Raw genomic sequence first — 21,829 nt, forward strand, 5'->3', positions numbered from 1 at the left:
TATCCTTTTAATTCAATTTTATCAAGAAAATCTCATCACGTTCTATTGAACCGGAATGGAAAAGAATCTAGATAAACAATATACTAGCTATATAGTTTTTTTGTTGAGGTGAATATCAAATGGATGAAATTGATGAGTCAAAACAAATTGTATTACAAATCGGCGGTGCATTAAAAAAGTATAGAAAAGAAAAAAATATGACCTTAGACGACTTATCAGAATTAACGGGCGTAAGCAAACTTACTCTGGGGAATATCGAACGTGGCGAGACAAATCCAACTTTAGCAATTATATGGAAAATTTCAAAAGGAATATCCTTACCGCTATTGGCTTTGTTCACATCAGAGAAACCTGTTAGTTTGTATCGAGCAGGGGAGGGACTGCGGTTTTCTAATGATGAAAAAAATTGGATCATTGAACCCGTCTTTAAAAGCAACGATATTGAAATGTGTCGGGCATACTTACAGCCTAATAGCTCATATTACCCTGAAGGTCATCATGTGAATACAACTGAAATTGCGACAGTAATGACTGGTTCCATTGAGTTACAAGTCAATGGAGAGATTTACACATTGAATCAATATGATACGATCAGTTTTCGTGCAGATTATCCTCACGCTTATACCAATCATACGAATAACGAAACAGTGCTCCATATATCCTTAAAGTATGGCTTCTAAAAGCCGAAAATCCACTTATTAAATACAACTCCGAATTCCATGACGGGAATTCAGAGTTGTATTTTTTTAATCAATTTTAGTATGTTATAAAATAATTATTGTTTATAAAAGTATATTATACTATACTTTTATTATTCGCGCGGATGTTATAGCAAAGTTTTTCAGCCAACAAGAAGCAAATATTAGACTTAAGAATCAGGAAGGAGAAATGAAGAATGCCGAATAAACAAAATAATAAATTCGTGCCATCCTCTGTAGCGCTGATCATTCTCGGCATTATTGTTATTGCAGCTAATTTACGTACTCCCTTAACCTCAGTTGGTCCTTTAGTGGGTTTTATAAGGGATGACGTTCATATTTCAAATACATTAGCAGGCCTGATCACAACGGTACCCTTGCTAGCCTTTGCTTTATTATCCCCTCTTGTACCAAAATTAGGACGGAGGTATGGGGTTGAGCGTATCATTTTGATTGCCCTAATCTTTTTGACTGTTGGTATTGTAATACGATCTTTATCTGGCGCAGTTAATCTGTTTATTGGAACAGCAGTTCTTGGATTCGCCATTGCCATATGTAATGTATTATTGCCAAGTATAATCAAAAGGGATTTCCCAAATAAAATTGGCTCCATGACAGGAGTTTACTCCATTTCGATGAATTTATGTGGAGCAATCGCATCGGGAATCAGTGTACCGCTAGCCATGAACGCAGGGCTAAAATGGCAGGGAGCATTGGGAGTATGGGGGATTCTAAGCTTTGTATCGATCCTCTGTTGGTTACCTCAATTAAGAAATCAAACGAAACAAACAGCCAAGACAAGTCAACAAATGGTCAGTAATGATGTGAATGTATGGCGATCCCCGCTTGCCTGGCAAGTAACCTTGTTCATGGGTATACAGTCTATGGTTTTCTATGTATTGATCGCATGGTTGCCTGAAATTTTAAAGCAGCAAGGAATTGACTCCAACCAATCTGGATGGTACCTCTCGATCATGCAGTTAGCGATGCTTCCATTTACCTTTATTGTTCCTGTTATTGCTGGGCGTATGTCTAACCAACGTTTGTTAGTGGTCATCACAACCATTTTGCTTTTGACGGGGACGCTCGGACTTCTTTACGGAAGTTCTAATGTCATTCTGTTGTGGATCGTCATACTCGGAATTGGTGGAGGCTTCGCCTTTAGTTTGGCTATGATGTTTTTCGGGTTACGCACTGAAAATGCGCATCAAGCAGCGGAACTATCTGGCATGGCCCAATCGATCGGATATCTTCTTGCCGCAATCGGTCCAGCCCTTATAGGATATCTGCACGATGCAACAAATAGTTGGAACCTGCCACTTTTCATTCTACTTGGGGCTTCCGTGTTACTCTTTATAGTTGGTATCGGAGCAGCAAGTAATCGTGTTGTAGGTAGTCGAAATGGTTACGAATTGCCACGGAAAGGGTGATAACTATGTTTGACAAAATTATGGTGGCCATTGATAAATCTGAAATAACGAACAAACTCCTTGATGCAACCGTTGAAATAGCCCAAAATAAACAAGCTCAAGTTACCTTGGTTAATGTCAGCCAGGATTATGTGTCAAATGGCATGACATATGTACCAGAGAATTTTTTGGAAGACATACTGAACGAAATGGAGAAAGAGAGTTTGGAACAGTTGCATCAAGCGAAATCTAAATTAAAGTCTGCGGGGATTAACGCGGAAACTGTTCATCTTAAGGGAGATCCTGCGCATGAACTATTGAATTATGCAAGGGATACCGAGCAGCAACTTATTATTATCGGAAGCCGTGGGCTAAGGGGCATTAAAGAAATGATGCTTGGAAGTGTCAGCCACAAGGTTTCACAGCTATCAAGTTGCCCAGTCCTCATTGTACATTAACTCCTCCAGGAACTGGGGAACGTTTGTAGTATGAATCAACCAGCGGCACTCCAGGATATTAGTGTCCTACAATGCCGCTGTTTCTATATTCCTATAGTTGCTCACATGCTGACGCTAAAGATGAAAAACCATATTCTATATTAACGCAAAAAAACGGCTAACCCTAAGTAAAGCCCTTCTTATGCAACAAGAAGGGCTTTGATCGGATGTTCAACCACTATGCTCGAAGGGAACAAAATTAGTTAACATACTTTCCATAATCCGGTACGGCAATTTGGTCAAACTCATCAACCAGTTTTTTCAGGCTTGTTGTCAGCAAGTTCCCCGACATGGGTAATCCATGGCCAGTTACAGCAACCAAGGGCTTTAAATTCTCAAGTTTAACAACAGAATGCTTTGCAGCTTCCCAATCTGTTGTCAAATAGCGAGGGGGGCCACTTATCTCCAATTCCTGAGTAAATACTTTATACATATACTCCTGTTTTACAGTAGCGAAAGCATCACCTGCGATTAACGCTCCATCACTTTCCCGAAACAAAGAAATATGCCCTGGAGAATGTCCTGGCGTATGAATCCATCTAAATCCTGGCATGTGGGGTACAGTTCCGTCAGGAGGTAACGTTTGTACATGGCTTCCAAGGTTTATTGGTTCATTCGGAAACGATGGGGACATCTTCGCTACCAAACCACCTTCAACTGTAGGATCTGGTTCCGGGTAGTTTTTCACCCCTGTGAGGAAGGGGAGCTCCAACGGATGCGCATAAACCGGAATTCCCCAGTGTTTGACAAGTTCGATCACCCCTCCGACATGATCAAAGTGTCCATGGGTCAAGATTACCGCTTTGGGGCGGCTGTTTACACCGAAACGCTCCTCAATGACAGAGATTATTTCATTTGCTGACTTTGGCATTCCCGCATCTACTAAAACGAACTCGTCAGATTCCGGTTTACCCACTAGACAGATATTGACGATTTGGATAGTGTAGCAAAATAAATCAGGTAATATTTCAATCCCCACACCATTTCCTACTGAAGTTACGGGGACGAACTTGTAATCTGTACCGTAATTCAATTCTTGATTCATTACTCATCCTCCTTGATTTGTTGAATTGACTTGCTGTAGTATACCCAGAAGTTAAAAATTATCCGACTTCCACAGACTCCACAGGTTGATTTGTAAAAAACAGTCGATTGACAAGAATAGGCGCATTTTGCATTCATGTCGCTATACAAGCGGCTTATTGGGAGAAAATCAAAGGAACACTGCAAATGATAGAGTACCAACAATTGGTTAATCACACATTTACATAAAATCAAGGGTGAATTAAATACCAAAAGTTGTAATTTACTTGAATGGAGGACAACCATGTTTTTTTATCGAGAAGATCTGATCAACATGATCGTCCCGGACAAGCCCGATCCGGCTGCCGCAAAAGTGTTACAGGAAACCCTTGGCGGACAATTTGGTGAAATGCGAACTATGATGCAGTATTTTTTTCAGAGTAGTAATTTCCGTGGGAAAGAGAAGCAGTATAGAGACTTAATTCGTGGTGTATTTATGGAGGAATTAAGTCATGTTGAACTGGTACAACAAACAATAAATCAATTGCTGACCGGAGCTGGAGCCGAGGGAGTAGGAAATGCAGGCATTGATGGGGCTCCGCTGGACGAAGCTATTAAACATGCCAACCCACATCATTATATTATGGGCGCTCAAAGTTCCCTACCTGTAGATGCTGCCGGTAATCCATGGCTCGGGAACTATGTATATGATCATGGCAACTTGGTAAGCAATCTGCTTGATAACGTTGTACTGGAATCAACCGGGGTATTACAAAAAACACGAATCTATGAAATGAGTAACAACAAAGCGTTCCGTGAAACTTTGGCATTTCTAATCGTTCGTGACAACGCTCACCAAAATGCATTCGAGAAGGCGCTGGAGACATTAGGCGTAAATTGGGGCAAAGTATTTCCTGTTCCCAATTACGATATCAACAAATATCCAGAGTGTCAGAAATATGTTGACCTCGGCTTGCACAATGCCCAATTTAACTTCCGTTTGGACAATACACGAATCGCTGAAGTATTCAGCGGTCAAACACCTAGTCGTAATGGTGGTGAGCTACAAGTCACGGAACCTCCTCAGGGATTCCCACTCCCGTATATGCCGGAGCTTCCAAATGAGCATAGCCCAGGCTTACATGATTTAAATACTTAAATAAAACGTAAAAAGGTAAGAAACAAAAAAGGAACCCATAAAACCAGGGTTCCTTTTTCCATCAAAGACGTAGGGAGATCAAAAACATAACCTGTTATCGAGTGGAATGATCGGATACTCTTTTACGCATTCCCGCTAAACCTAATAATCCAAGTAGACCCAGCCATCCCCAGTCCATATCATTATCGTTATCGGTCGCATTTGCCCTTACACTGTTTGTTTGATAATTAGAACTATTGTTTTGGTAGGTGTTAATGCCTCGTCCATCTTGGGCTGCTTCATTTACACCTTGAGCAGATGCAGGAACAGCCAAGGCACCTAATAGACAAATGGATACAACAACAGTTGTTATTTTTTTCTTCATAAGAGTTCCCTCCTGTATGTGTGATTAAGTTAATTTCTCCAAAAATCAGTTCCTTATTCCATTGGTATTTTATTACTTTTGAATATGTTGTTCATGAATATGGAACTATACTTTTGGTGGGAAATAAAATAAAAAAGGAGCTGTTATGGTGGGAATATTAAGTGGTAATCCAAAAAATGAACCTATGCATTATGGTGAAATCTTCAGCGTATGGCAATGTTCAACGGTTGCAAAGGGAGCTCTTTCCTTCTACCAAGCCTTTTTGAATCACGCAGGAGATAAGGATCTGAAAAAAATACTCGAAGCACTAATTGATCAAGCTAAATTAGAAATTAAAGAGTGCGATACCCTGCTGACAGATAACGGAATTGCTTCAACACCAGTATTACCAGAAAGACCTCCAGTAAAGCTTGAAGACATTCCTGTTGGTGCAAGATTTACGGATCCGGAAATAGCAGCAAGTATTGCTTCTGATACTTCAATGGGATTAGTGGCGTGTAGTCAAGTTATGGGCCAATCCATTAGAGAGGATATTGGCGCCTTATTTGCGAAATATCACGTTACTAAAACGGCTTTAGGCCTTCGTATTCTTCAAATGAGCAAAGAAAAAGGGTGGCTTATTCCTCCCCCTCTTCAGGTGAAGAGACCAGAAGCAGTTGAGGCTTAAATCTCTACTGACTCTGACATTCAATGGGACAAGTCGTTAGATAATTTGTAGTGCAGAAGTATGTATTTGTATTTGTATAAAGGAACCCCTCGTATACAGGTTTTGTTGTGCCCCCGCTGTGGTAAGCGGGGGCAATATAATGTTTAAGTAAGTATGATAATAATTCTTACTATAAGGTCAAAGATCATAAGAGATTACATAGAACAAATTGTCAGGTTAGAAAAGATAGTAGCTCAATTTTAGGTACGATCAACGTAGTCGGCTGTTTTTGGGCAGCAATTCGAAGGGATAAGATCTCGACGCGAGGTGTAGACATATAATCCATTTGCGAAGACTTCTTATGAGGTAAATTAGTCTCGAAAAAAAACGTTCCCACCCTTATTAGCAATTCAGCAGGGCAGGAACAAATATAGCTATTACTCGAAATTCTCAATTACAATCTTACCTGTCATACGTCCTTCTTCCAGTATCGCATGTGCTTTACGCAAATTGGCAGCATTGATGGGAGAGAGGATCTGGGCAACCGTAGTGCGTAAGCGACCTTCATCGATCATACGGGAAACTTCATTTAACAGGTTGTGTTGTTCAATCATATCCGCAGTCTGGAACAAAGGTCTGGTGAACATCAGCTCCCAGGCAAAAGTTACGCTTTTGTTTTTCAGCAAGGTCAGATCGAGCAGCTCATCCGTCTCCACAATGGAACAGATTTTCCCTTGGGGAGCAATGGCCTCGGCCATATTGACCCAATGTTTCTCCGTACTATTCAGGCAGAAAATATAATCAACATGCTCTAAACCCAGCGCTTTCAGCTGAGGGAGAAATGCTTCGTAATGATTGATGATGTGGTCAGCACCCATGTTTTTAGCCCACTCAGCCGATTTCGGTCGGGAAGCCGTGCCTATGACGGTCATACCAGCGTGTTTGGCCAGTTGTGTCGCAATGGAACCAACACCGCCCGCAGCGCCGATGATCAAAATCGTTTTGCCTTCGTTGCGCTCTGTGACAGCAGACACGTCCAAACGATCAAATAATCCTTCCCAAGCGGTGATAGCGGTTAATGGCAGAGCTGCTGCATGCGCAAAATCCAGTGTTGCCGGTTTAAAACCGACGATTCTCTCATCGACGAGATGAAGTTCGCTGTTCCCCCCAGGACGGGCAATGCTACCGGCATAATACACTTCATCGCCGGGTTTGAACAGCGAAGATTCCGGTCCAACTTGTTCGACGACACCTGCAATGTCCCAACCGAGAACCTTTGGCGTGTTTTCGGTCCGATCTTTGGGAGCGCGCACTTTGACGTCGACGGGATTGACTGAAATGGCTTTGACTCGGATCAGCAAGTCTCTCCCTGTAGGTTCAGGTATATCCATCATAACGTCCAGCAAGCTCTCAGGTTGATTAATGGGTAAATACTTCAGCAGGCCGATGGCTTTCATTTGTCGGTTTGACATTGTCGATTCCTCCTTGAATGTACATCACTTATTGCTTTCTGGTTGTAATATAACGTATATTAACAATCATGAATAGTACGCACAATAGTGTGATGTAGTATCAATTTGTATACTGTTAAATGAGGAGGATAAATACATGCGTGACCGCAAATCGGGATATGGCCAATGCCCGAATGAAGAAGGTTGTCCCGTCGAGTATACGTTGGATGTCATTGGCGGCAAGTGGAAGGGTCTACTTCTGTATCATATGATCGAAGGTCCCGTACGATTTAATGAGTTTCGCAGAATATGTCCGACCATTACGCAGAGGATGCTGACTCTACAGCTTCGAGAGCTTGAAGAAGACGGGATCGTGCACCGTGAAGTGTACCCGCAAGTTCCTCCCAAAGTGGAATATTCGCTATCGGAATTCGGACGCACATTAGTGCCGATCATTATGGAAATGAAAATCTGGGGAGAAAAACACAAAAATTTATCAAGTGCTGATTCTAGACAGACAGAATCCATGATGGATTCAATGTGAAGTAACAGTAGAGTATTTCTTATAGTCTTTAATTAGTTAACTGCAATCTGTAACTCTCATTAAACTAACGGGAAACGTATCCTAATCACAATAACAAGCAGCCAATCATTTAAGATTGGTTGCTTTTGTTTTAAATAACGGGCAGTTTAGTTTTAACTGGCGCAATACACAGCCGGTTTAGCGACTTTTTTCGATACAAGTTGTGAAAAAAACTTGGTTAAGATTAGTGAAGTTTTTCGGAAAGATTATTATTCACTTCGACTAAAAAAGCAGATAATGCCGGTGTAGTTAAGGTGTCTTTACGCTTTACAAACATGGTTGTTACAGAAGAAAGCTTAGCGGGAAGTGGATGACTGATTACCTTTCCTCGATCCTCATAATCGGCAATTATTGAGTATGGAAGTAAAGTAATCCCTAACCCTGCACTTACACAAGCAAGAATTGTTTCAAGAGTTCCGAATTCCATTAGTTTGGCGGGTAGTAAACCTTCATCTTGTAAAACAGAATTAAGCTTGGCACGATATGTACATCCTTTAGGGAATACCAACATGGTATGATTTTGTAATTCATGGATAGAATCAACCCAAGGATGTGTAGGGGACGTTACGAGTACAAGTGTCTCTTCAAAAACTTTTTCCTGTGATAAATCAGGATGTTGGATAGGTCCAGAGACAAATGCTCCGTGAAGTTCATAATGAAGAACTGCCTGAACCAGCTTTTCTGTTGGTCCGGTAATAAGAGAAAAGTCTACAGCAGGATATTTTAAATGATATTTAGCAATAACTGTGGGTAACCGAACCGCTGCTGTGGTTTCCATAGAACCAATGGTAAGAGGGCCGGAAGGAATAGAAGCATTCCCGACTGCCGCTCTTGCTTCATCCATCATGTTTAAAATCTTTTCGGTATAAGATACCAAAACTTCTCCAGAAGGAGTAAGGGTAATTCCTTTTTTATGGCGATAAAACAATGTTGTCTGAAGCTCAGCTTCCAATTGCTGTACCTTGTTTGTGACATTGGACTGAGCATAGTTTAACTTTTTGGCTGTTTTGGAAATGCTGCCTTTCACGAGCTGCTTGAATAAAAATCTCTAACAAATGAATGTCCATAAAGCCTCCACTAAAATTAAAGTATCTGAAATCAAGATAGATAAGATCATGTTTTCGAATTATACATGATGGAAAGAACGGATGTAAACTAAACAATGAAGCAAGATAAATAAAGGAGGGAATAGCCATTTCTATACAACTAACCAACAAATTGTGTGAACTTTTAGATATTCGTTATCCCATTGTACTTGCAGGTATGGCCGGGATTCCTCATATGGTTCAGCTTGTGTCCGCAGTTTCTAATGCAGGCGGTCTTGGAACCTTGGGAGCTGCTTACATGACACCTGAAGAAATAAAGGATGCTATACAAGCCATTAGGAAGCTAACGGATGCCCCTTTTGCCGTGAATATTTTTTCTAACGTAGGTTCAGATAATTATGAAAACTTTGATGCGGTTAACAAAGAATTGAACATCATTCGTGAATCATTAGGGATACTATCTCCTGATAAACAAGAGATATGGACACCTGATCACTTTGAAGAACAATTTCATGTTCTATTAGAGGAAAGGATCCCAGTTATTAGTTCAACTTTCGGCCTATTATCTGATTATCAAGTGCAACAAGCCAAATCATTAGGAATCAAGATTATAAATAAAGTAACTACTGTAGATGAGGCGATCCAGGCCGAAAGCCGGGGATGTGACGTTATCGTTGCTCAGGGTAGTGAAGCTGGAGGACATCGCGGGTCATTTGATACGTCATCTCGACCCTCCGGAGCTAATATTGGAACAATGGCACTTGTGCCACAGATTGTCGATCACGTAGAGACTCCGGTTCTTGCTGCTGGTGGAATTATGGATGGTAGGGGTCTCGTAGCCTCACTTGCTTTAGGCGCACAAGGTGTACAAATGGGAACAAGATTCCTAACGTCGACAGAGTCGGGCGCACATCCAGTCTATAAACGTGCATTGCTTGAAAGTACTGAGGAAAGTACAGTGATCACAAACGCATTTTCGGGAAGACCAGCACGAGTAATTCGAAATACATTTGTACAACACTGGGAAACGAGTCGGATTGAGCCTCTTCGGTTTCCTACACAGAATACTTTAACACGAGAAATTAGAAATGTTTCTGCTCGTCAGAATAATGCTGAATATATGGCACTTTGGGCAGGACAAGGAACAAGAATGCTTACAGCTGATCAAGCAGCAGGCGATATTATTAACCAAATAGTTACAGATGCTAGAAAAATCTTGATTTAATACACTAATTTCATGAGCACCGTCCGTATCAAACAGTTTTTGAATAAAAAATTATAAGATATTTTTTTAGAAATAGGAGATGATTACTACACGTGACAACTTACCATATAGTTGATGTAGATGGGATTGAAATCTTTTATCGTCAATCGGGATCAGCAGACAAACCGGTACTTATTTTACTACATGGTTTTCCAAGCGCGAGTCATATGTTTAGGGAACTAATTCCTGTATTAGAAGAGCACTTTCATTTAATTGCTCCGGATTACCCAGGGTTTGGAAACTCATCATCACCTGAACGTACTGATTTTGAATATACATTTGATAATATCACGAATATCATCGAACGTTTTATCGCTAAGCTAAACCTTACTAAGTACGCATTATTTGTTTTTGACTACGGAGCACCCATTGGTTTCCGGATTGCAATGCGTAATCCAGAACATATTACAGCGATCATAAGTCAAAATGGTAACGTGTACCGTGAGGGCTTGGGGACAAAGTGGGCTGCGAGAGAAGAGTATTGGCAGAATCCAACATTGGAGAAGAGAGACAGTTATCGAACAGCCTTTGCACAAGATACCATTAAACATCAATATGTGGACGGAACGAAAAATAATTTGGTTTCTCCCGATGGCTACACTCTAGATCGTGCTTATATGAATCGACCAGGAAACGATGAAAAGCAATTGGATTTAATATACGATTACCAAACAAATGTGAGAATGTATCCACTGTTTCAGCAATATCTTCAGCAATATCAACCTCCTTTATTAGCTGTTTGGGGGAGAAATGATGTATCTTTTATACCTGCAGGTGCTGAGGCTTTTAAAAGGGATCTTCCCAATGCAGAGATTCACTTATTGGATACGGGTCATTTTGCATTAGAAACACACGCTAAGGAAATAGGAAAAATGATGGTTCAATTCCTTAAAAAACATAATTAATAACTGGGTATTGAATAGCGAATTAAACTAACGTGAAACAATAAACTGAATAAACGACAAAAATGAAGCTGCTTGTATTGGACCGGCAGCTTCATTACGTTAAAAGGCAGGTTAGTTCAAAAACATGAAAGCTGCAAACTACATAATCAGCTTTTGTGCATAAAGATGTCATATTACAGAAGTATTTCTATAGAGAAAAGTATACATTACCTGCCAGAAATTTCATTCAGCGAGATTTCTTGTTCCTCCAGCAGTCGTTTCAGCTTTTGACGCTGCCGTTTTTCCTTCTGACGGCGCTCTTTGTCCTCAGCCTTTAGAGCCTTGAGCAGGGAGAAACACATACCGATAAGGACAATAGCGAACGGCAATGCGGTTACAATGGATGCCGTCTGGAGGCCAGTTAACCCCCCGCTGATTAGCAGTACTACCGCGATGGCGGACTGCATGATCCCCCAGGTTAATTTCACTCTTGTACTCGGGTCCAACTTGCCATCTGAAGTGAGCATGCCCAGTACAAAGGTAGCTGAATCAGCTGACGTAATAAAGAAAATCATGATCAGGATTGTGGCGATGAATGCCACGATTGTGCCCAAAGGCAGCTGCTCCAGCATAAGGAATAAAGCGGTTGTCGTATCTTCCATGACGGCCTCCGCCAGATGAGCGGCATTGAACAACTCCATGTGAAGTCCTGTTCCGCCGAAGACGGAGAACCAGATAAAACCGAAAAGACTTGGAATAACCATGACGTAAATTACAAATTCCTTTATGGTTCTTCCTCTGGATACCCTTGCGATAAAAGTGCCGACAAAAGGAGCCCATGAGATCCACCATGCCCAGTAAAATAACGTCCATGCTCCAATCCAGGTTTCTCTTGAGAACGGCGTCAGTCTCAAACTCATGTTAATAATATTCTGCATGTAACTGCCCAAGGTTGTTGTGAATGTGTCAAATATAAAAGAAGTCGGTCCAGTCACCAATACAAACAACATCAATAGCACAGCTATAACGAGGTTGACGTTGCTCAGAATCTTAATACCTTTATCCAGACCGGAGGTTGCCGAGATTAAAAACAGTACGGTTACAACTGTGATAATGACAACCTGAGTCAAAGTCGAGTTAGGAATACCGAATAAGTGATTCAAACCTCCGCCGATCTGAAGTGCACCCAATCCAAGCGAGGTCGCAACACCAAAGATGGTGGAAATGACCGCCAGAATATCAATGACCTTACCAAGCCAGCCTGAAGCAAGACGCTCACCTATCAGAGGAATAAAGGTGGAACTGATCAGCCCTTTGTATCCTTTCCGGAACTGGAAGTAAGCAAGCGCAAGGCCGATGACGGTATAGATAGCCCAAGGATGCAGCCCCCAATGGAAAAAGGAGTAACGCATTGAAAGTATGGCTGCTTGCGTTGTTTCGGGTACCGCCCCCTCAGGGGCAGATAAATAGTGGGACAGCGGTTCAGCAACTCCCCAGAAAACCAGCCCTATGCCCATACCAGCGCTAAACAGCATGGACAGCCAGGAAACCGTAGAATACTCCGGCTCATCATCGTCATCCCCAAGCCTAATACCGCCAAATCGGCTGAACGCCAGATAGAAAGCAAAGATCAGGAAGAACAGTGTCGCTAGCAAATAAAACCAGCCAAAATTCTGAATAGAGAAGTTGTAGGCAACATTAGCCACATCCGCCAGCTGATCAGGAGCGACGGCTCCCCATATTGCAAACAGTGCAACGATGATAATTGTGATTGTAAATACCATGATGAGACCTCCGTTATGTAAGCTTCAGCCAACTATGTCTTAGTATGTGCTAGTCCGACCTGTAATATTTCGGAAAGCTAGCTGTTGATAAATTAAAACAAACCGCTATGTAATGAAACACCCGTCGGTTTATTCGTTCCCTTTTTTAGTGGGGAATTAGCGACAAAGATTCAAGATTTATTAGGATATTTGTATTAATCCGGAATCTGAGCATAATTATCTATGTAAAAGAACGAATTCCTATGGAAAGTCGCTATTATAGCGGCTTTTTTGTTGTATCAACTAGACTTTTATATGTAAATACAAGGAATTATAACGTTCAAAATAGAATACCAGTTTAGAGTGATTGTCTATTTCCAAGATCAGTTATATTGGTCAAGTGAGACGATTCACCTATTAAAGGGATATTAATTCTTATCCTTTTATCAAAGAAATTGAAGGGATTGATACGGATGAAAACTAAACAATTATTAGATATGAATAAAAACGTGAAAAATGGCATGCATGTAACTATTGAATTCTCAGTTAAACAAAAAACGAAATGGTTTGAAAGCGAGGAACAAATAAATGGAATTGGTATTGCAAAATGTAGAGAAGAGTTTTGGTGAAAAAAAAGTATTAGCCAATTTAAGTTTTCAATTTGAAAAGGGAAAAATCTATGGTCTTCTTGGGCGCAATGGCGCCGGAAAAACAACGTTATTCAATTGTTTAGGTGGCGAGATCCAAGTAGATGGCGGCAAAATGAAACTCGTCAACGGATCAAAATCGCGTGACTTGAAAATGGGTGATGTAGGATACGTTTATTCACTGCCACTGTTACCAGAATTTCTGACAGGATATGAATTTGTACGTTTTTTCATCGATGTTAACGTAGATGTAATTGAAGGACGAGGTAACAATATTGATGCTCTGTTTGATATGATGCACATTGCGCAGGATGACCGACATAAGCTCATTAAACATTACTCGCATGGAATGAAAAATAAAGTTCAAATGTTGTTATTTTTACTCATAAAACCTGCAGTGATTCTGTTGGACGAACCTTTAACTTCGTTTGATGTCATCGTTGCGAGTGAGATGAAACAATTGTTACGTGATTTAAAAAAAGATCATATCCTAATTTTCTCGACCCATATATTGCAATTGGCAACGGATCTTTGTGATGAGTTAATTATTTTAAATCATGGAAGTTTAACACAGATTTCACCCGAAATCCTTACTCAGCCCGACTTTGAAGAGCATGTAATTGAATTATTACGGAATGAAAGCCAAAATGGAAGTACGAAGGAGAACGCCTATGACGGGAATCTTTAGTACAATTTCTCGCATGTGGCAGTTACAGATGATTACGCTGGTCAACCGTTTAATCTATTTCACGCAAAAGTTACCGTTTGCAGGCAATTTAATCAGTGCACAAACTTATGCTGCTTTTCGGACGAAACGTACCATCGGTGCAATTGCGGTTATTTTATTATTTGTCGCTGGTTTATTGGGAAGCTTATTATATTTCGGGGGAATGTTTGCATTGCCCATGCTCTTATGGACGGAAAATGTTAATCGTACGGAGCATTTTAACCTTCTTCTTCACATGTATTTTTGCATAAGTGGCGTAATGGCTGGGGTAACGAGTGCAAAAGTGTTGGAATCAAACAAAATGAAGTATACATCTATCCGACTTATGCGGATAAATCCAACCAAGTATATGCGAGCTACGCTATTTTATCGGTATACGACATTTTTCATCTATCAAGGGATTGCAATGACTCTGGTTGCGGTACTCTTTAAATTTCCAATGACTCATGCATTGCTGATTGTGGGAATGATGACTTTTTGGCGATTGATATGTGAATTTTTACATTTGGCATTATTTAAATGGAAGGGGATTGTTCTTGTACAGAAAACATGGGCTACGAGTTTGAGCATGTTGCTGGCACTTACTTTTGCATACCTTCCCTTCACAAAACTAAACCTTCCTCTATTTGGGTCTGTGATATTGGATCAACCATGGCTTATGACACTGATATCGTTGTCCGGGGTTATGTGTGGTTATGTTTTACTAAAATATACAGATTTCACATCTGCAGTGTGCGCAGTAACAAACCATGCCGATCCATTGTTAAATCCAGAAATACGGATTGCTGATCTTCAACAGAGAATGGTTCAGTCAAAAGATCATGATCTTGCCAGACCTTCCTCGTCTAACCTTCATGTCAACGAGCAGAGCGCATTTGAAAAAAAGAGATACGAGCAATTACACGAAATTTTTGTTACCAGGCATACCACTCTCCTCCGTGCACCGTTCCACAGACGTTTATTGGCTATTATGATCATGGGCATACTCCTACCTTTGTTGGTACTCATTTTCAAAGATCATCTTTCACTAAATTCAATTGATAGATTCTCACCTTTAATCATTATGGTCATGCTAAATCTGACAGTAGGTAGCCAGATTTGTAAGGCTCTATTTTGCCATTGTGATAAGCCGCTGATGCGCTATCCATTTTATCGCCAGCATGCAAAGCAGCATTTTCTGTTAAGATTTAGAAGTATATTAAGCATAAATCTAAAGTTAGGTTCTTGTTTAGCAGCTGTGCTAAGTGTATCTATACTTGTATTAACTGGAGGACAGGATATAAGTTTGCTACTTCCTATCTGGGTTATAACCATTGCACTTGCTGTATTTTTCTCAATACATCATCTGTTGTTATACTATGTAATTCAACCCTACACAACGGAGTTGGAAACCAATAGTCCTCTTTTCTCATTCGTAAACGGCCTTATTTCATTGAGTTTTATTGTGGCGATGTTACTAGGTCCTACACTATGGGGATTAACCGCTGTTATCATGGTGTTGACTTTAGCCTATTTATCCAGTGCTGTCCTTCTCGTAACCAAATATGCTCAAAACCATTTTAGAGTAAAATGAGAAGGGGATACCAAAGAGAATTCAACTCCAAAATAAGGTTATTATAAATTGAAAAAGATTCTGAAGAAATGATAGGGTGATAGGGATGAGAAGACTTGAGTCTGGTATGTCAGTAAACAACGAATTATTTTCTGATATTGTCAGGTATGAACACGAAACGATAAGTGGAACGACCATAATCAACTCAAATGTTGGTTCACCCATATTTTGGAGCTGTGACCTGCAGCATCTTATATTTGATACCTGCGATCTTACAAATGCGAGATTTTTTGCCGGTAGTAAAATTGATCGTTGTACATTTATTCGTTCCGACTTGCGCTCTGTTGGTATTGCCAGAGACGAGGCTGTTTTCACCAATTGCGAATTTTCCTCCTGTGATATGAGAGGGATGACATTGGAGAACGCTACGTTTATCGACTGTACTTTTGTTAAATGTAGATTCAATGACCGGATTTTACGAGCGGCGAATATCGTCAATTGTTCCTTTACCGGCAAGCTAGTGGATATTACGTTTGAGGGAAATGGCAAACAAAAGCTAATCGCCAATTTTGAAAACTGCATCCTTGACGGTGTTCGTTTTGTAAGCTGTGACCTGACGCAATGTATTCCGCCAAAATCCAAAAACCATGTGTATGTTGAACAGGTATCCGCTCGTGTGAAAAATGCTCTGACGAAGATAGACGATGACCCTAATCTATCTGATGATGATCGGAAAGTACTGGTACGCAGTCTGCGCAGGCTTGAGCCTATGGAACAATATATTTTTAACACAGCGCATATGAAGAAAATATACGGTGATGTTTTTGTTGAACGATTTTTCAGTAGTCTGGATTGTAACATTGCGTAGATTTAAAAAATGGATTGAAGTAAAAGGAGAGGGGCCGCTTTTGGTGACAAAAGTTGCCCTTCTTTGATTTCCTCTTGAATTTATCTTATTTCCCGCTGACCTTGTCCAAATCAGTTCGCCCGATAAATGGAATTCAAGTAATTCGAAATCGATGAAGTATCATCAATGGAGGTACGCATTGCAATGTATCCGTCGGGACGAATCAATACAAGTTCTTTACTTGTTACATCGTAAATTCGATAGGCATTACCTGCTGTATCTATTAAACCTTCCGCCGCCCCCTCCACGTTGGATGGCAGGATATAATGTATATGGAGTTCGTTGTTGGTGAAGTTCTTCAGAGAAGGATGGATGCTGTTTGCAAAAGCCAAAAGCGTCCAGTGTGGGCCTCGCAATAGGTCAAAGAGACTTCCTGCAAATCCGGTGCCTTGCAAGCCCGTAGCATTAGGAGCACGATCCCCAGGAAATGAACGGGTAGCATTGGTTCGAGCAGAACGACGGGTAAGCGAACTTGAGCGATAGGAAATGAGAAGCCCACTCGTTAGATCGTCGGATATGGTGCTCAAGGATTGGGACAATCCTCCGCCTTCAGTCGCCGTTCCTATGACCACTCCCATCTTCTTCGTGCTGTCCTCAAGCACGGCTTGAGCCACTGGGCGGCGCTCCTCATCGTACGTGTCGAGTAAGGAGGTGTCCGCTCCCCGTATCACAGCCGCCAGCTTCCAGCCGAGATTGTACGCGTCCTGCATCCCCGTATTCATGCCTTGACCACCGGCCGGCGAATGAACATGAGCAGCATCGCCGGCAAGGAAGACCCGGCCGTTGCGGTAACATTCAACCATACGAACGTTGACCCGGTAGATGGACAGCCAGGAAGCATCCGTCAGCCGAACACGTCCGGCCCCGGCGCGGCGGTCAAACATGGCTTGATACGCCTCTATCGACGGTTTCTCTGGTTCTTCGATCTCTTGCGGAATTGTAGCCTGCAGTTGCCAAATATCGGATTTTGGCAGCGGGGTCACCCCAACCATCCCCTCCGAAGATGTCCAGATATGGATATGGTCACGATCTAACCCTTCCAATCGTACATCGCCAAGATACCAACGCTCATGATCATGTGTTTCCCCAACCAGCGGTAAGTGAATAAACTTGCGGATATTGCTTTTGCCCCCGTCAGCGCCGACGACATAACGCGCGCGAATTTTCTCTTCTCCTTGTGGTGAATTTACGGTTACCGTTACACCATCCACATTCTGAACAAGCTCTACAGCTTCCATGCCCAACTCAACTTGACCGCCAAGCACTGCATATCGGTCGCGCAAAGCTTTTTCTACATCATATTGAGCAATCCAGACCGGATCACGATAGGGTGTTTCAAGTTCGGGGCTGGCTGCAACGGTAATAGCCGGTTTGTCCACACTCCTTCCATCTGCGGTATAATAACGAACAGGCAAATCCACAACACCTGTGTCAATAATGTAGTGGACAGCCTCCAAATCATCGACGACTTCAAGCGAGCGAGGCTGGATGCCTTTGGCGCGAGAAGCAACGTGATATAAGGAGCTTCGTTCAATAATACGATGGTCGACGTTTCGACGAGCCAGATCACAGGCAAGTGTAAGCCCTGTAGGTCCGGCCCCAACAATGAGAACATCAACAAAAGACGGCTTGGTATTCATGAATAGAATCCTCCTTGATCATTGATTTGATATGCTACATTTGTTATACTACACCGTGCAGTGTAGTTTGTAAACAGAACAGAACTCTAATCAATTTCTGATGGTATACCTATAAGGGGGCAACGTAAGAATGGATCATACGGAAAACAAGAAAATCCGCAAAGGCTCTTCAGACAAAAGAGCTAAAATTATTGCGGCAGCACGAGACCTGTTTCTTTCCGATGGGTTTGATCGATCTAGCGTCGATGCGGTCGCAGCTAAAGCGGGAGTTTCCAAACGGACAGTTTATGATTATTATGGCGACAAACAGAACCTACTGCTTGCCGTTGTTGAAGAATCCAGTTTGGCGGTTCTAGACATGATTGAGCAAGGAATTTCAGATCACCTCTTGGAATTCGAGGATCTGAAACAGGCGCTCATCTTATTTTGCGAACAAATCGTAGCTTCTGCGAACGGTTCGTCCGATTACATGGCTTTGATCCGTCTGGTTATGGTGGAAGCCGCCAATCTGCCAGACTCGTTTTTTGAAAGGCTGGATAACGCAACTGAAGAGGGGATTATCAGGAGGTTTACAGAGTTTGGACATACCGGATTGCTCCATGTGCCCGATCCTGAAATGGCTACAAAACACTTCGCTGCATTAACGTTTTTATTGGTATTTAATCAACCTAGAAAAACAGAGGCATTGGAAGAGCAACAAATCAAACGTATCATCACTGAAGGCGTACGCGTCTTTCTTTGTGCTTATGCACCTCGTACCAATTAAAACGAAAATCAGCCATCATGCGGATTGCGTTTTTGTTCAAAAATAAAAAAAGGACCGTAAATGTTCATCTTCCATCGATGAATGCTTTCGGTCCTTTTATGTTTATCCTGTACTTTTATGCCTTGGCAGTATCATTATAAAAATATCTAATAAACGACGGTATCGGTTTCCGCCTCTCTTGGTTAACGTCTTCGGAAGGCTCCGCCGCGTGCCAGAGCGAAGAAGATGAGCAGGGCAATAATCGAGCCAACAATGGCTGGAATAATATGAAATCCGCCAATCACCGGTCCCCTTGGTCCCAGCAATTCCGTTCCTAACCAGGAACCGATAAAACCCGCAATAATGTTCCCAAGTACACCGCCCGGTACGTCCCGTCCAATCAAGTTGCCGCTTAACCAGCCAATAAGTCCACCAACAATGAGTACCCAGAGCAGATCCATGGATTGTTCTCCTTTCTTCGGGTTTATTACAAGTTATGTTGGGCTGAGTGGAATATACCTCACCTTCCAGTTGGTGGAGGAAACTAAAGCGCCTGTGCTAAGATGGGTTAATAATTGATTAAAGCTGGTGAAAACAAGGCTAGATAGGGGTGTACAGTTGAAGAAAATCCTAGTCATTGATGATGAAATCGCAATTCGAGATTTAATTGAGCTGGTGCTAAGGCGAGAAAACTACGATGTGCAGACCGCAGAGGACGGCAAAACGGGCTTGCAGCTGCTTGACTCTTTTCAACCCGATTTAGTCGTACTTGATCTGATGCTGCCAGACTGCTCTGGATATGACTTGTGTAAGGAAATAACCGGAAAGCGTGCCATTCCAGTGATCATGCTCTCTGCCAAAAATGAGGTAATCGACAAGGTGTTGGGACTAGAGCTAGGGGCGGAAGATTACATGACCAAACCCTTTGACAATCGTGAATTGCTCGCTCGGATCAAGGTTATTCTGAGAAGAAACGAGAGCAGGGAGGACACAAGTGAAGGGACAGAAGTGCAATCGACACGTATCATTCATGAAGAGCTGACTTTTGACCTGGAGAGCCGAAGAGTGCTGAAAAACGGTGTACCCGTGTCTTTAACGGCCAAAGAGTTTAAAATTCTGGAAACGTTACTGAAAAGGCCAGAAAAAATCTTTACCCGGGACGAACTGCTGCAGATCGGATGGGGATATGACTTTATGGGAGACAGTCGCAGTGTGGATATGACCATCATGAGATTACGGAAGAAGCTCGAGGATAACGCGGACGAACCGAAGTATGTCAGGACGATCTATGGATTTGGCTATCAACTTGGAGGTGGCGAGGCCTGAAGTATGCAACCCGGTTACTGCTGAATTATTTATTTTTCTCCGTGCTCTCCTTTGGCATCATCATTTTTGCGGTGAATAAAGCCATCGATTACTACAGCTTCATTACCATTGAGAAACAGATGATGGAGAAGGCAGATCTGTCGGAGTTGTCCTTCCGTGAGGTGTTGGCACAGCATAGGTCATCGTCAGGAGAGCCCCAGACGAAGGAAATTGCCAGACTTGCTCTGGAGAAACTGAAAGCTTCAGGCAAGGAAGTACGTATCTATGACAGCTCCAAGCAATTGCTGGGCCTGGCTGTGGATGGCATCATCATTAATGATGGCAAACCGCTTATTTTTGACAAAAATATTGAGAAAGCACTGAGCGGCAGTTATGCCTACACCGTTACGGAAAATCATCTGCTTTATTTTGCGACACCCATTCAGGATCAATTCTACGAGAACGCTTATGTGTATGAGTTCGTGGAGGACATTTCCTACTTTTATGCAATTATGGATCAAATCCGTTATATCCTGTTTGTCGGCGCAGGCGGATTTATTATACTGATTACATTATCCAGTCTGTGGATTGCCCGCAACACAACCAAGCCGATTAAACTGTTGCTTGGCGCTGCGCAAAGTTTCTCTAGACAGGAGTTTCGGAGAGTCCAACTAAACCGGAAGGATGAGCTGGGCATGCTAGCAGATGGGCTGGATTCCATGGGGCGGCAGCTTCATGATTACATTCAGTACCAGAAACAATTTGTCTCCAACGTATCTCACGAGTTAAAAACACCATTGGCAGCCATTCGTGGTTTCTCTCAATACTTGGTTGAAGGGGAGACTGAGAACAAGGAACTGCAAAAAATCTATGCTCATCTGCTGCAGGAATCAGATCGGCTGACGCGCTTGATTAATGAACTGTTGTTGTTATCCCGATTCGACAAAGCTGGTTCCAGCGAACTGGAAGTTGAAAAGACGGAAATGAATGAACTGATTCAGGAAGTCACAATGAATATGGGAGCCAAGGCTAAGGATAAAGGGATCGAGATCAAAGTTAGTAAAGTGGAGGGAGGATCGGCAGATGGAGGTCTGACAAGAGTCTACGCCGAGGTCAATCCAATGTTGATGTCCCATGCAATCGCCAACCTTGTGGACAATGCCATCAAATACTCAGGAAGTCACTCACAGATTAAAGTAGAGATGGAGCATACGCCAAGTGAGGTGGTTATACGTATACGTGATCAAGGGATCGGCATCGCGGGCGATGAGCTGGAGAGAGTGCAGGAACGTTTTTACCGGGCGAAAAATGCAAGCACAGCGAACGGTTCAGGTCTTGGACTTTCCATTTGCAAAGAGATTGTAGAGCGGTTTAATGGATATATCGACATGGAAAGTCAAATTGGGGAAGGTACAACCGTTACGATTGTTTTGCCTCGTTCGTAGACCTGCATCTAAACCCAAGCCTGAATAGGTAACGTTACAAGATTGGTACATTTCTGTTATGAGACTAACAAATG

21 protein-coding genes and 1 pseudogene are annotated in these 21,829 nt (G+C 42.1%); 15 read left to right on the forward strand and 7 right to left on the reverse strand.

Features of this window, described 5'->3' with window-relative positions; genetic code table 11:
• Positions 1 to 119 precede the first annotated feature (119 nt).
• From NZ043_RS25610 to NZ043_RS25620, 3 genes are all read left to right on the forward strand, one after another.
• Positions 120 to 680: an XRE family transcriptional regulator gene (locus NZ043_RS25610; protein WP_091021004.1), complete on the forward strand. Its 561-nt coding sequence runs from the start codon at positions 120 to 122 to the stop codon at positions 678 to 680.
• A 215-nt stretch (positions 681 to 895) separates the two neighbouring features.
• Positions 896 to 2,128, forward strand: a complete 1,233-nt coding sequence (locus NZ043_RS25615; RefSeq protein ID WP_091029955.1) for an MFS transporter — start codon at positions 896 to 898, stop codon at positions 2,126 to 2,128.
• 5 nt (positions 2,129 to 2,133) lie between these two features.
• A complete protein-coding gene (locus NZ043_RS25620) occupies positions 2,134 to 2,565 on the forward strand; it encodes a universal stress protein (protein ID WP_339309587.1) in 432 nt (143 codons plus the stop codon).
• A gap of 238 nt (positions 2,566 to 2,803) precedes the next feature.
• Here NZ043_RS25620 and NZ043_RS25625 read toward each other — a convergent pair whose 3' ends face one another.
• Complete coding sequence (locus NZ043_RS25625; protein WP_091029950.1) at positions 2,804 to 3,649, reverse strand: MBL fold metallo-hydrolase; 846 nt, start codon at positions 3,647 to 3,649, stop codon at positions 2,804 to 2,806.
• A gap of 282 nt (positions 3,650 to 3,931) precedes the next feature.
• Here NZ043_RS25625 and NZ043_RS25630 point away from each other — a divergent pair, with 282 nt between their 5' ends.
• Positions 3,932 to 4,786: a manganese catalase family protein gene (locus NZ043_RS25630; protein ID WP_339309588.1), complete on the forward strand. Its 855-nt coding sequence runs from the start codon at positions 3,932 to 3,934 to the stop codon at positions 4,784 to 4,786.
• A gap of 94 nt (positions 4,787 to 4,880) precedes the next feature.
• On the opposite strand, the gene NZ043_RS25635 is transcribed toward NZ043_RS25630, so the two are convergent.
• A complete protein-coding gene (locus NZ043_RS25635; protein WP_289389255.1) occupies positions 4,881 to 5,150 on the reverse strand; it encodes a WGxxGxxG family protein in 270 nt (89 codons plus the stop codon).
• A gap of 148 nt (positions 5,151 to 5,298) precedes the next feature.
• Here NZ043_RS25635 and NZ043_RS25640 point away from each other — a divergent pair, with 148 nt between their 5' ends.
• Positions 5,299 to 5,817 (forward strand): DUF3231 family protein, encoded by a 519-nt coding sequence (locus NZ043_RS25640; protein WP_091034868.1) that lies wholly within the window; start codon positions 5,299 to 5,301, stop codon positions 5,815 to 5,817.
• Positions 5,818 to 6,233: 416 nt separating this feature from the next.
• On the opposite strand, the gene NZ043_RS25645 is transcribed toward NZ043_RS25640, so the two are convergent.
• Positions 6,234 to 7,268 (reverse strand): zinc-binding alcohol dehydrogenase family protein, encoded by a 1,035-nt coding sequence (locus NZ043_RS25645; protein WP_339309589.1) that lies wholly within the window; start codon positions 7,266 to 7,268, stop codon positions 6,234 to 6,236.
• A 136-nt stretch (positions 7,269 to 7,404) separates the two neighbouring features.
• Here NZ043_RS25645 and NZ043_RS25650 point away from each other — a divergent pair, with 136 nt between their 5' ends.
• Positions 7,405 to 7,791 (forward strand): helix-turn-helix domain-containing protein, encoded by a 387-nt coding sequence (locus tag NZ043_RS25650; protein ID WP_339309590.1) that lies wholly within the window; start codon positions 7,405 to 7,407, stop codon positions 7,789 to 7,791.
• 223 nt (positions 7,792 to 8,014) lie between these two features.
• On the opposite strand, the pseudogene NZ043_RS25655 reads toward NZ043_RS25650, so the two are convergent.
• Positions 8,015 to 8,897, reverse strand: a pseudogene (locus NZ043_RS25655) (LysR family transcriptional regulator).
• A 133-nt stretch (positions 8,898 to 9,030) separates the two neighbouring features.
• On the opposite strand from NZ043_RS25655, the gene NZ043_RS25660 reads away from it, so the two are divergent.
• Both NZ043_RS25660 and NZ043_RS25665 read left to right on the forward strand, forming a co-directional pair.
• Positions 9,031 to 10,101: a nitronate monooxygenase gene (locus NZ043_RS25660; RefSeq protein ID WP_289392797.1), complete on the forward strand. Its 1,071-nt coding sequence runs from the start codon at positions 9,031 to 9,033 to the stop codon at positions 10,099 to 10,101.
• Positions 10,102 to 10,193: 92 nt separating this feature from the next.
• Positions 10,194 to 11,045 carry an alpha/beta hydrolase gene (locus tag NZ043_RS25665; RefSeq protein WP_249913567.1) on the forward strand — a complete coding sequence of 284 codons (852 nt, stop codon included), beginning with the start codon at positions 10,194 to 10,196 and terminating at the stop codon, positions 11,043 to 11,045.
• A gap of 206 nt (positions 11,046 to 11,251) precedes the next feature.
• On the opposite strand, the gene NZ043_RS25670 is transcribed toward NZ043_RS25665, so the two are convergent.
• The gene (locus NZ043_RS25670) at positions 11,252 to 12,808 is read right to left on the reverse strand and encodes a BCCT family transporter (RefSeq protein WP_249913568.1); all 1,557 of its coding nucleotides are present in this window, start codon (positions 12,806 to 12,808) and stop codon (positions 11,252 to 11,254) included.
• Between the two features lie 452 nt (positions 12,809 to 13,260).
• Here NZ043_RS25670 and NZ043_RS25675 point away from each other — a divergent pair, with 452 nt between their 5' ends.
• The 4 genes from NZ043_RS25675 (at position 13,261) to NZ043_RS25690 (ending at position 16,581) form a co-directional block, all read left to right on the forward strand.
• Positions 13,261 to 13,416 (forward strand): hypothetical protein, encoded by a 156-nt coding sequence (locus NZ043_RS25675; RefSeq protein ID WP_165980182.1) that lies wholly within the window; start codon positions 13,261 to 13,263, stop codon positions 13,414 to 13,416.
• Positions 13,376 to 14,122, forward strand: a complete 747-nt coding sequence (locus tag NZ043_RS25680) for an ABC transporter ATP-binding protein (RefSeq protein ID WP_133384959.1) — start codon at positions 13,376 to 13,378, stop codon at positions 14,120 to 14,122. Before NZ043_RS25675 ends, NZ043_RS25680 begins: the two co-directional genes overlap by 41 nt.
• Complete coding sequence (locus NZ043_RS25685; RefSeq protein ID WP_133384960.1) at positions 14,106 to 15,734, forward strand: hypothetical protein; 1,629 nt, start codon at positions 14,106 to 14,108, stop codon at positions 15,732 to 15,734. The genes NZ043_RS25680 and NZ043_RS25685 overlap by 17 nt, the downstream gene beginning before the upstream one ends.
• Before the next feature lie 85 nt (positions 15,735 to 15,819).
• A complete protein-coding gene (locus NZ043_RS25690) occupies positions 15,820 to 16,581 on the forward strand; it encodes a pentapeptide repeat-containing protein (RefSeq protein ID WP_133384961.1) in 762 nt (253 codons plus the stop codon).
• Positions 16,582 to 16,691: 110 nt separating this feature from the next.
• Here NZ043_RS25690 and NZ043_RS25695 read toward each other — a convergent pair whose 3' ends face one another.
• Positions 16,692 to 18,260, reverse strand: a complete 1,569-nt coding sequence (locus tag NZ043_RS25695; RefSeq protein WP_133384962.1) for an FAD-dependent monooxygenase — start codon at positions 18,258 to 18,260, stop codon at positions 16,692 to 16,694.
• Positions 18,261 to 18,390: 130 nt separating this feature from the next.
• On the opposite strand from NZ043_RS25695, the gene NZ043_RS25700 reads away from it, so the two are divergent.
• Positions 18,391 to 19,026 carry a TetR/AcrR family transcriptional regulator gene (locus NZ043_RS25700; RefSeq protein ID WP_091029920.1) on the forward strand — a complete coding sequence of 212 codons (636 nt, stop codon included), beginning with the start codon at positions 18,391 to 18,393 and terminating at the stop codon, positions 19,024 to 19,026.
• 182 nt (positions 19,027 to 19,208) lie between these two features.
• Here the strand turns inward: NZ043_RS25700 and NZ043_RS25705 are convergent, their stop codons facing one another.
• Positions 19,209 to 19,466, reverse strand: a complete 258-nt coding sequence (locus tag NZ043_RS25705; RefSeq protein ID WP_024630063.1) for a GlsB/YeaQ/YmgE family stress response membrane protein — start codon at positions 19,464 to 19,466, stop codon at positions 19,209 to 19,211.
• 157 nt (positions 19,467 to 19,623) lie between these two features.
• Between NZ043_RS25705 and NZ043_RS25710 the strand changes: the two genes are divergently transcribed.
• Together NZ043_RS25710 and NZ043_RS25715 are read left to right on the forward strand one after the other, a co-directional pair.
• The gene (locus tag NZ043_RS25710) at positions 19,624 to 20,331 is read left to right on the forward strand and encodes a response regulator transcription factor (protein WP_133384964.1); all 708 of its coding nucleotides are present in this window, start codon (positions 19,624 to 19,626) and stop codon (positions 20,329 to 20,331) included.
• Between the two features lie 71 nt (positions 20,332 to 20,402).
• Complete coding sequence (locus tag NZ043_RS25715) at positions 20,403 to 21,755, forward strand: HAMP domain-containing sensor histidine kinase (protein WP_339309591.1); 1,353 nt, start codon at positions 20,403 to 20,405, stop codon at positions 21,753 to 21,755.
• Positions 21,756 to 21,829: the final 74 nt, after the last annotated feature.

The organism is Paenibacillus sp. FSL k6-2145 (assembly GCF_037976585.1).
Taxonomy (GTDB): domain Bacteria; phylum Bacillota; class Bacilli; order Paenibacillales; family Paenibacillaceae; genus Paenibacillus.

Bases quoted from the DNA above. Each gene is read 5' to 3' on its own strand.
- NZ043_RS25700 (WP_091029920.1), top strand. From the start codon at position 18,391: ATGGATCATACGGAAAACAAGAAAATCCGCAAAGGCTCTTCAGACAAA.
- NZ043_RS25685 (WP_133384960.1), top strand. From the start codon at position 14,106: ATGACGGGAATCTTTAGTACAATTTCTCGCATGTGGCAGTTACAGATG.
- NZ043_RS25625 (WP_091029950.1), bottom strand. From the start codon at position 3,649: ATGAATCAAGAATTGAATTACGGTACAGATTACAAGTTCGTCCCCGTA.
- NZ043_RS25615 (WP_091029955.1), top strand. From the start codon at position 896: ATGCCGAATAAACAAAATAATAAATTCGTGCCATCCTCTGTAGCGCTG.
- NZ043_RS25630 (WP_339309588.1), top strand. From the start codon at position 3,932: ATGTTTTTTTATCGAGAAGATCTGATCAACATGATCGTCCCGGACAAG.
- NZ043_RS25620 (WP_339309587.1), top strand. From the start codon at position 2,134: ATGTTTGACAAAATTATGGTGGCCATTGATAAATCTGAAATAACGAAC.
- NZ043_RS25670 (WP_249913568.1), bottom strand. From the start codon at position 12,808: ATGGTATTTACAATCACAATTATCATCGTTGCACTGTTTGCAATATGG.
- NZ043_RS25690 (WP_133384961.1), top strand. From the start codon at position 15,820: ATGAGAAGACTTGAGTCTGGTATGTCAGTAAACAACGAATTATTTTCT.
- NZ043_RS25645 (WP_339309589.1), bottom strand. From the start codon at position 7,268: ATGTCAAACCGACAAATGAAAGCCATCGGCCTGCTGAAGTATTTACCC.
- NZ043_RS25650 (WP_339309590.1), top strand. From the start codon at position 7,405: ATGCGTGACCGCAAATCGGGATATGGCCAATGCCCGAATGAAGAAGGT.
- NZ043_RS25680 (WP_133384959.1), top strand. From the start codon at position 13,376: ATGGAATTGGTATTGCAAAATGTAGAGAAGAGTTTTGGTGAAAAAAAA.
- NZ043_RS25705 (WP_024630063.1), bottom strand. From the start codon at position 19,466: ATGGATCTGCTCTGGGTACTCATTGTTGGTGGACTTATTGGCTGGTTA.
- NZ043_RS25635 (WP_289389255.1), bottom strand. From the start codon at position 5,150: ATGAAGAAAAAAATAACAACTGTTGTTGTATCCATTTGTCTATTAGGT.
- NZ043_RS25675 (WP_165980182.1), top strand. From the start codon at position 13,261: ATGAAAACTAAACAATTATTAGATATGAATAAAAACGTGAAAAATGGC.
- NZ043_RS25610 (WP_091021004.1), top strand. From the start codon at position 120: ATGGATGAAATTGATGAGTCAAAACAAATTGTATTACAAATCGGCGGT.
- NZ043_RS25695 (WP_133384962.1), bottom strand. From the start codon at position 18,260: ATGAATACCAAGCCGTCTTTTGTTGATGTTCTCATTGTTGGGGCCGGA.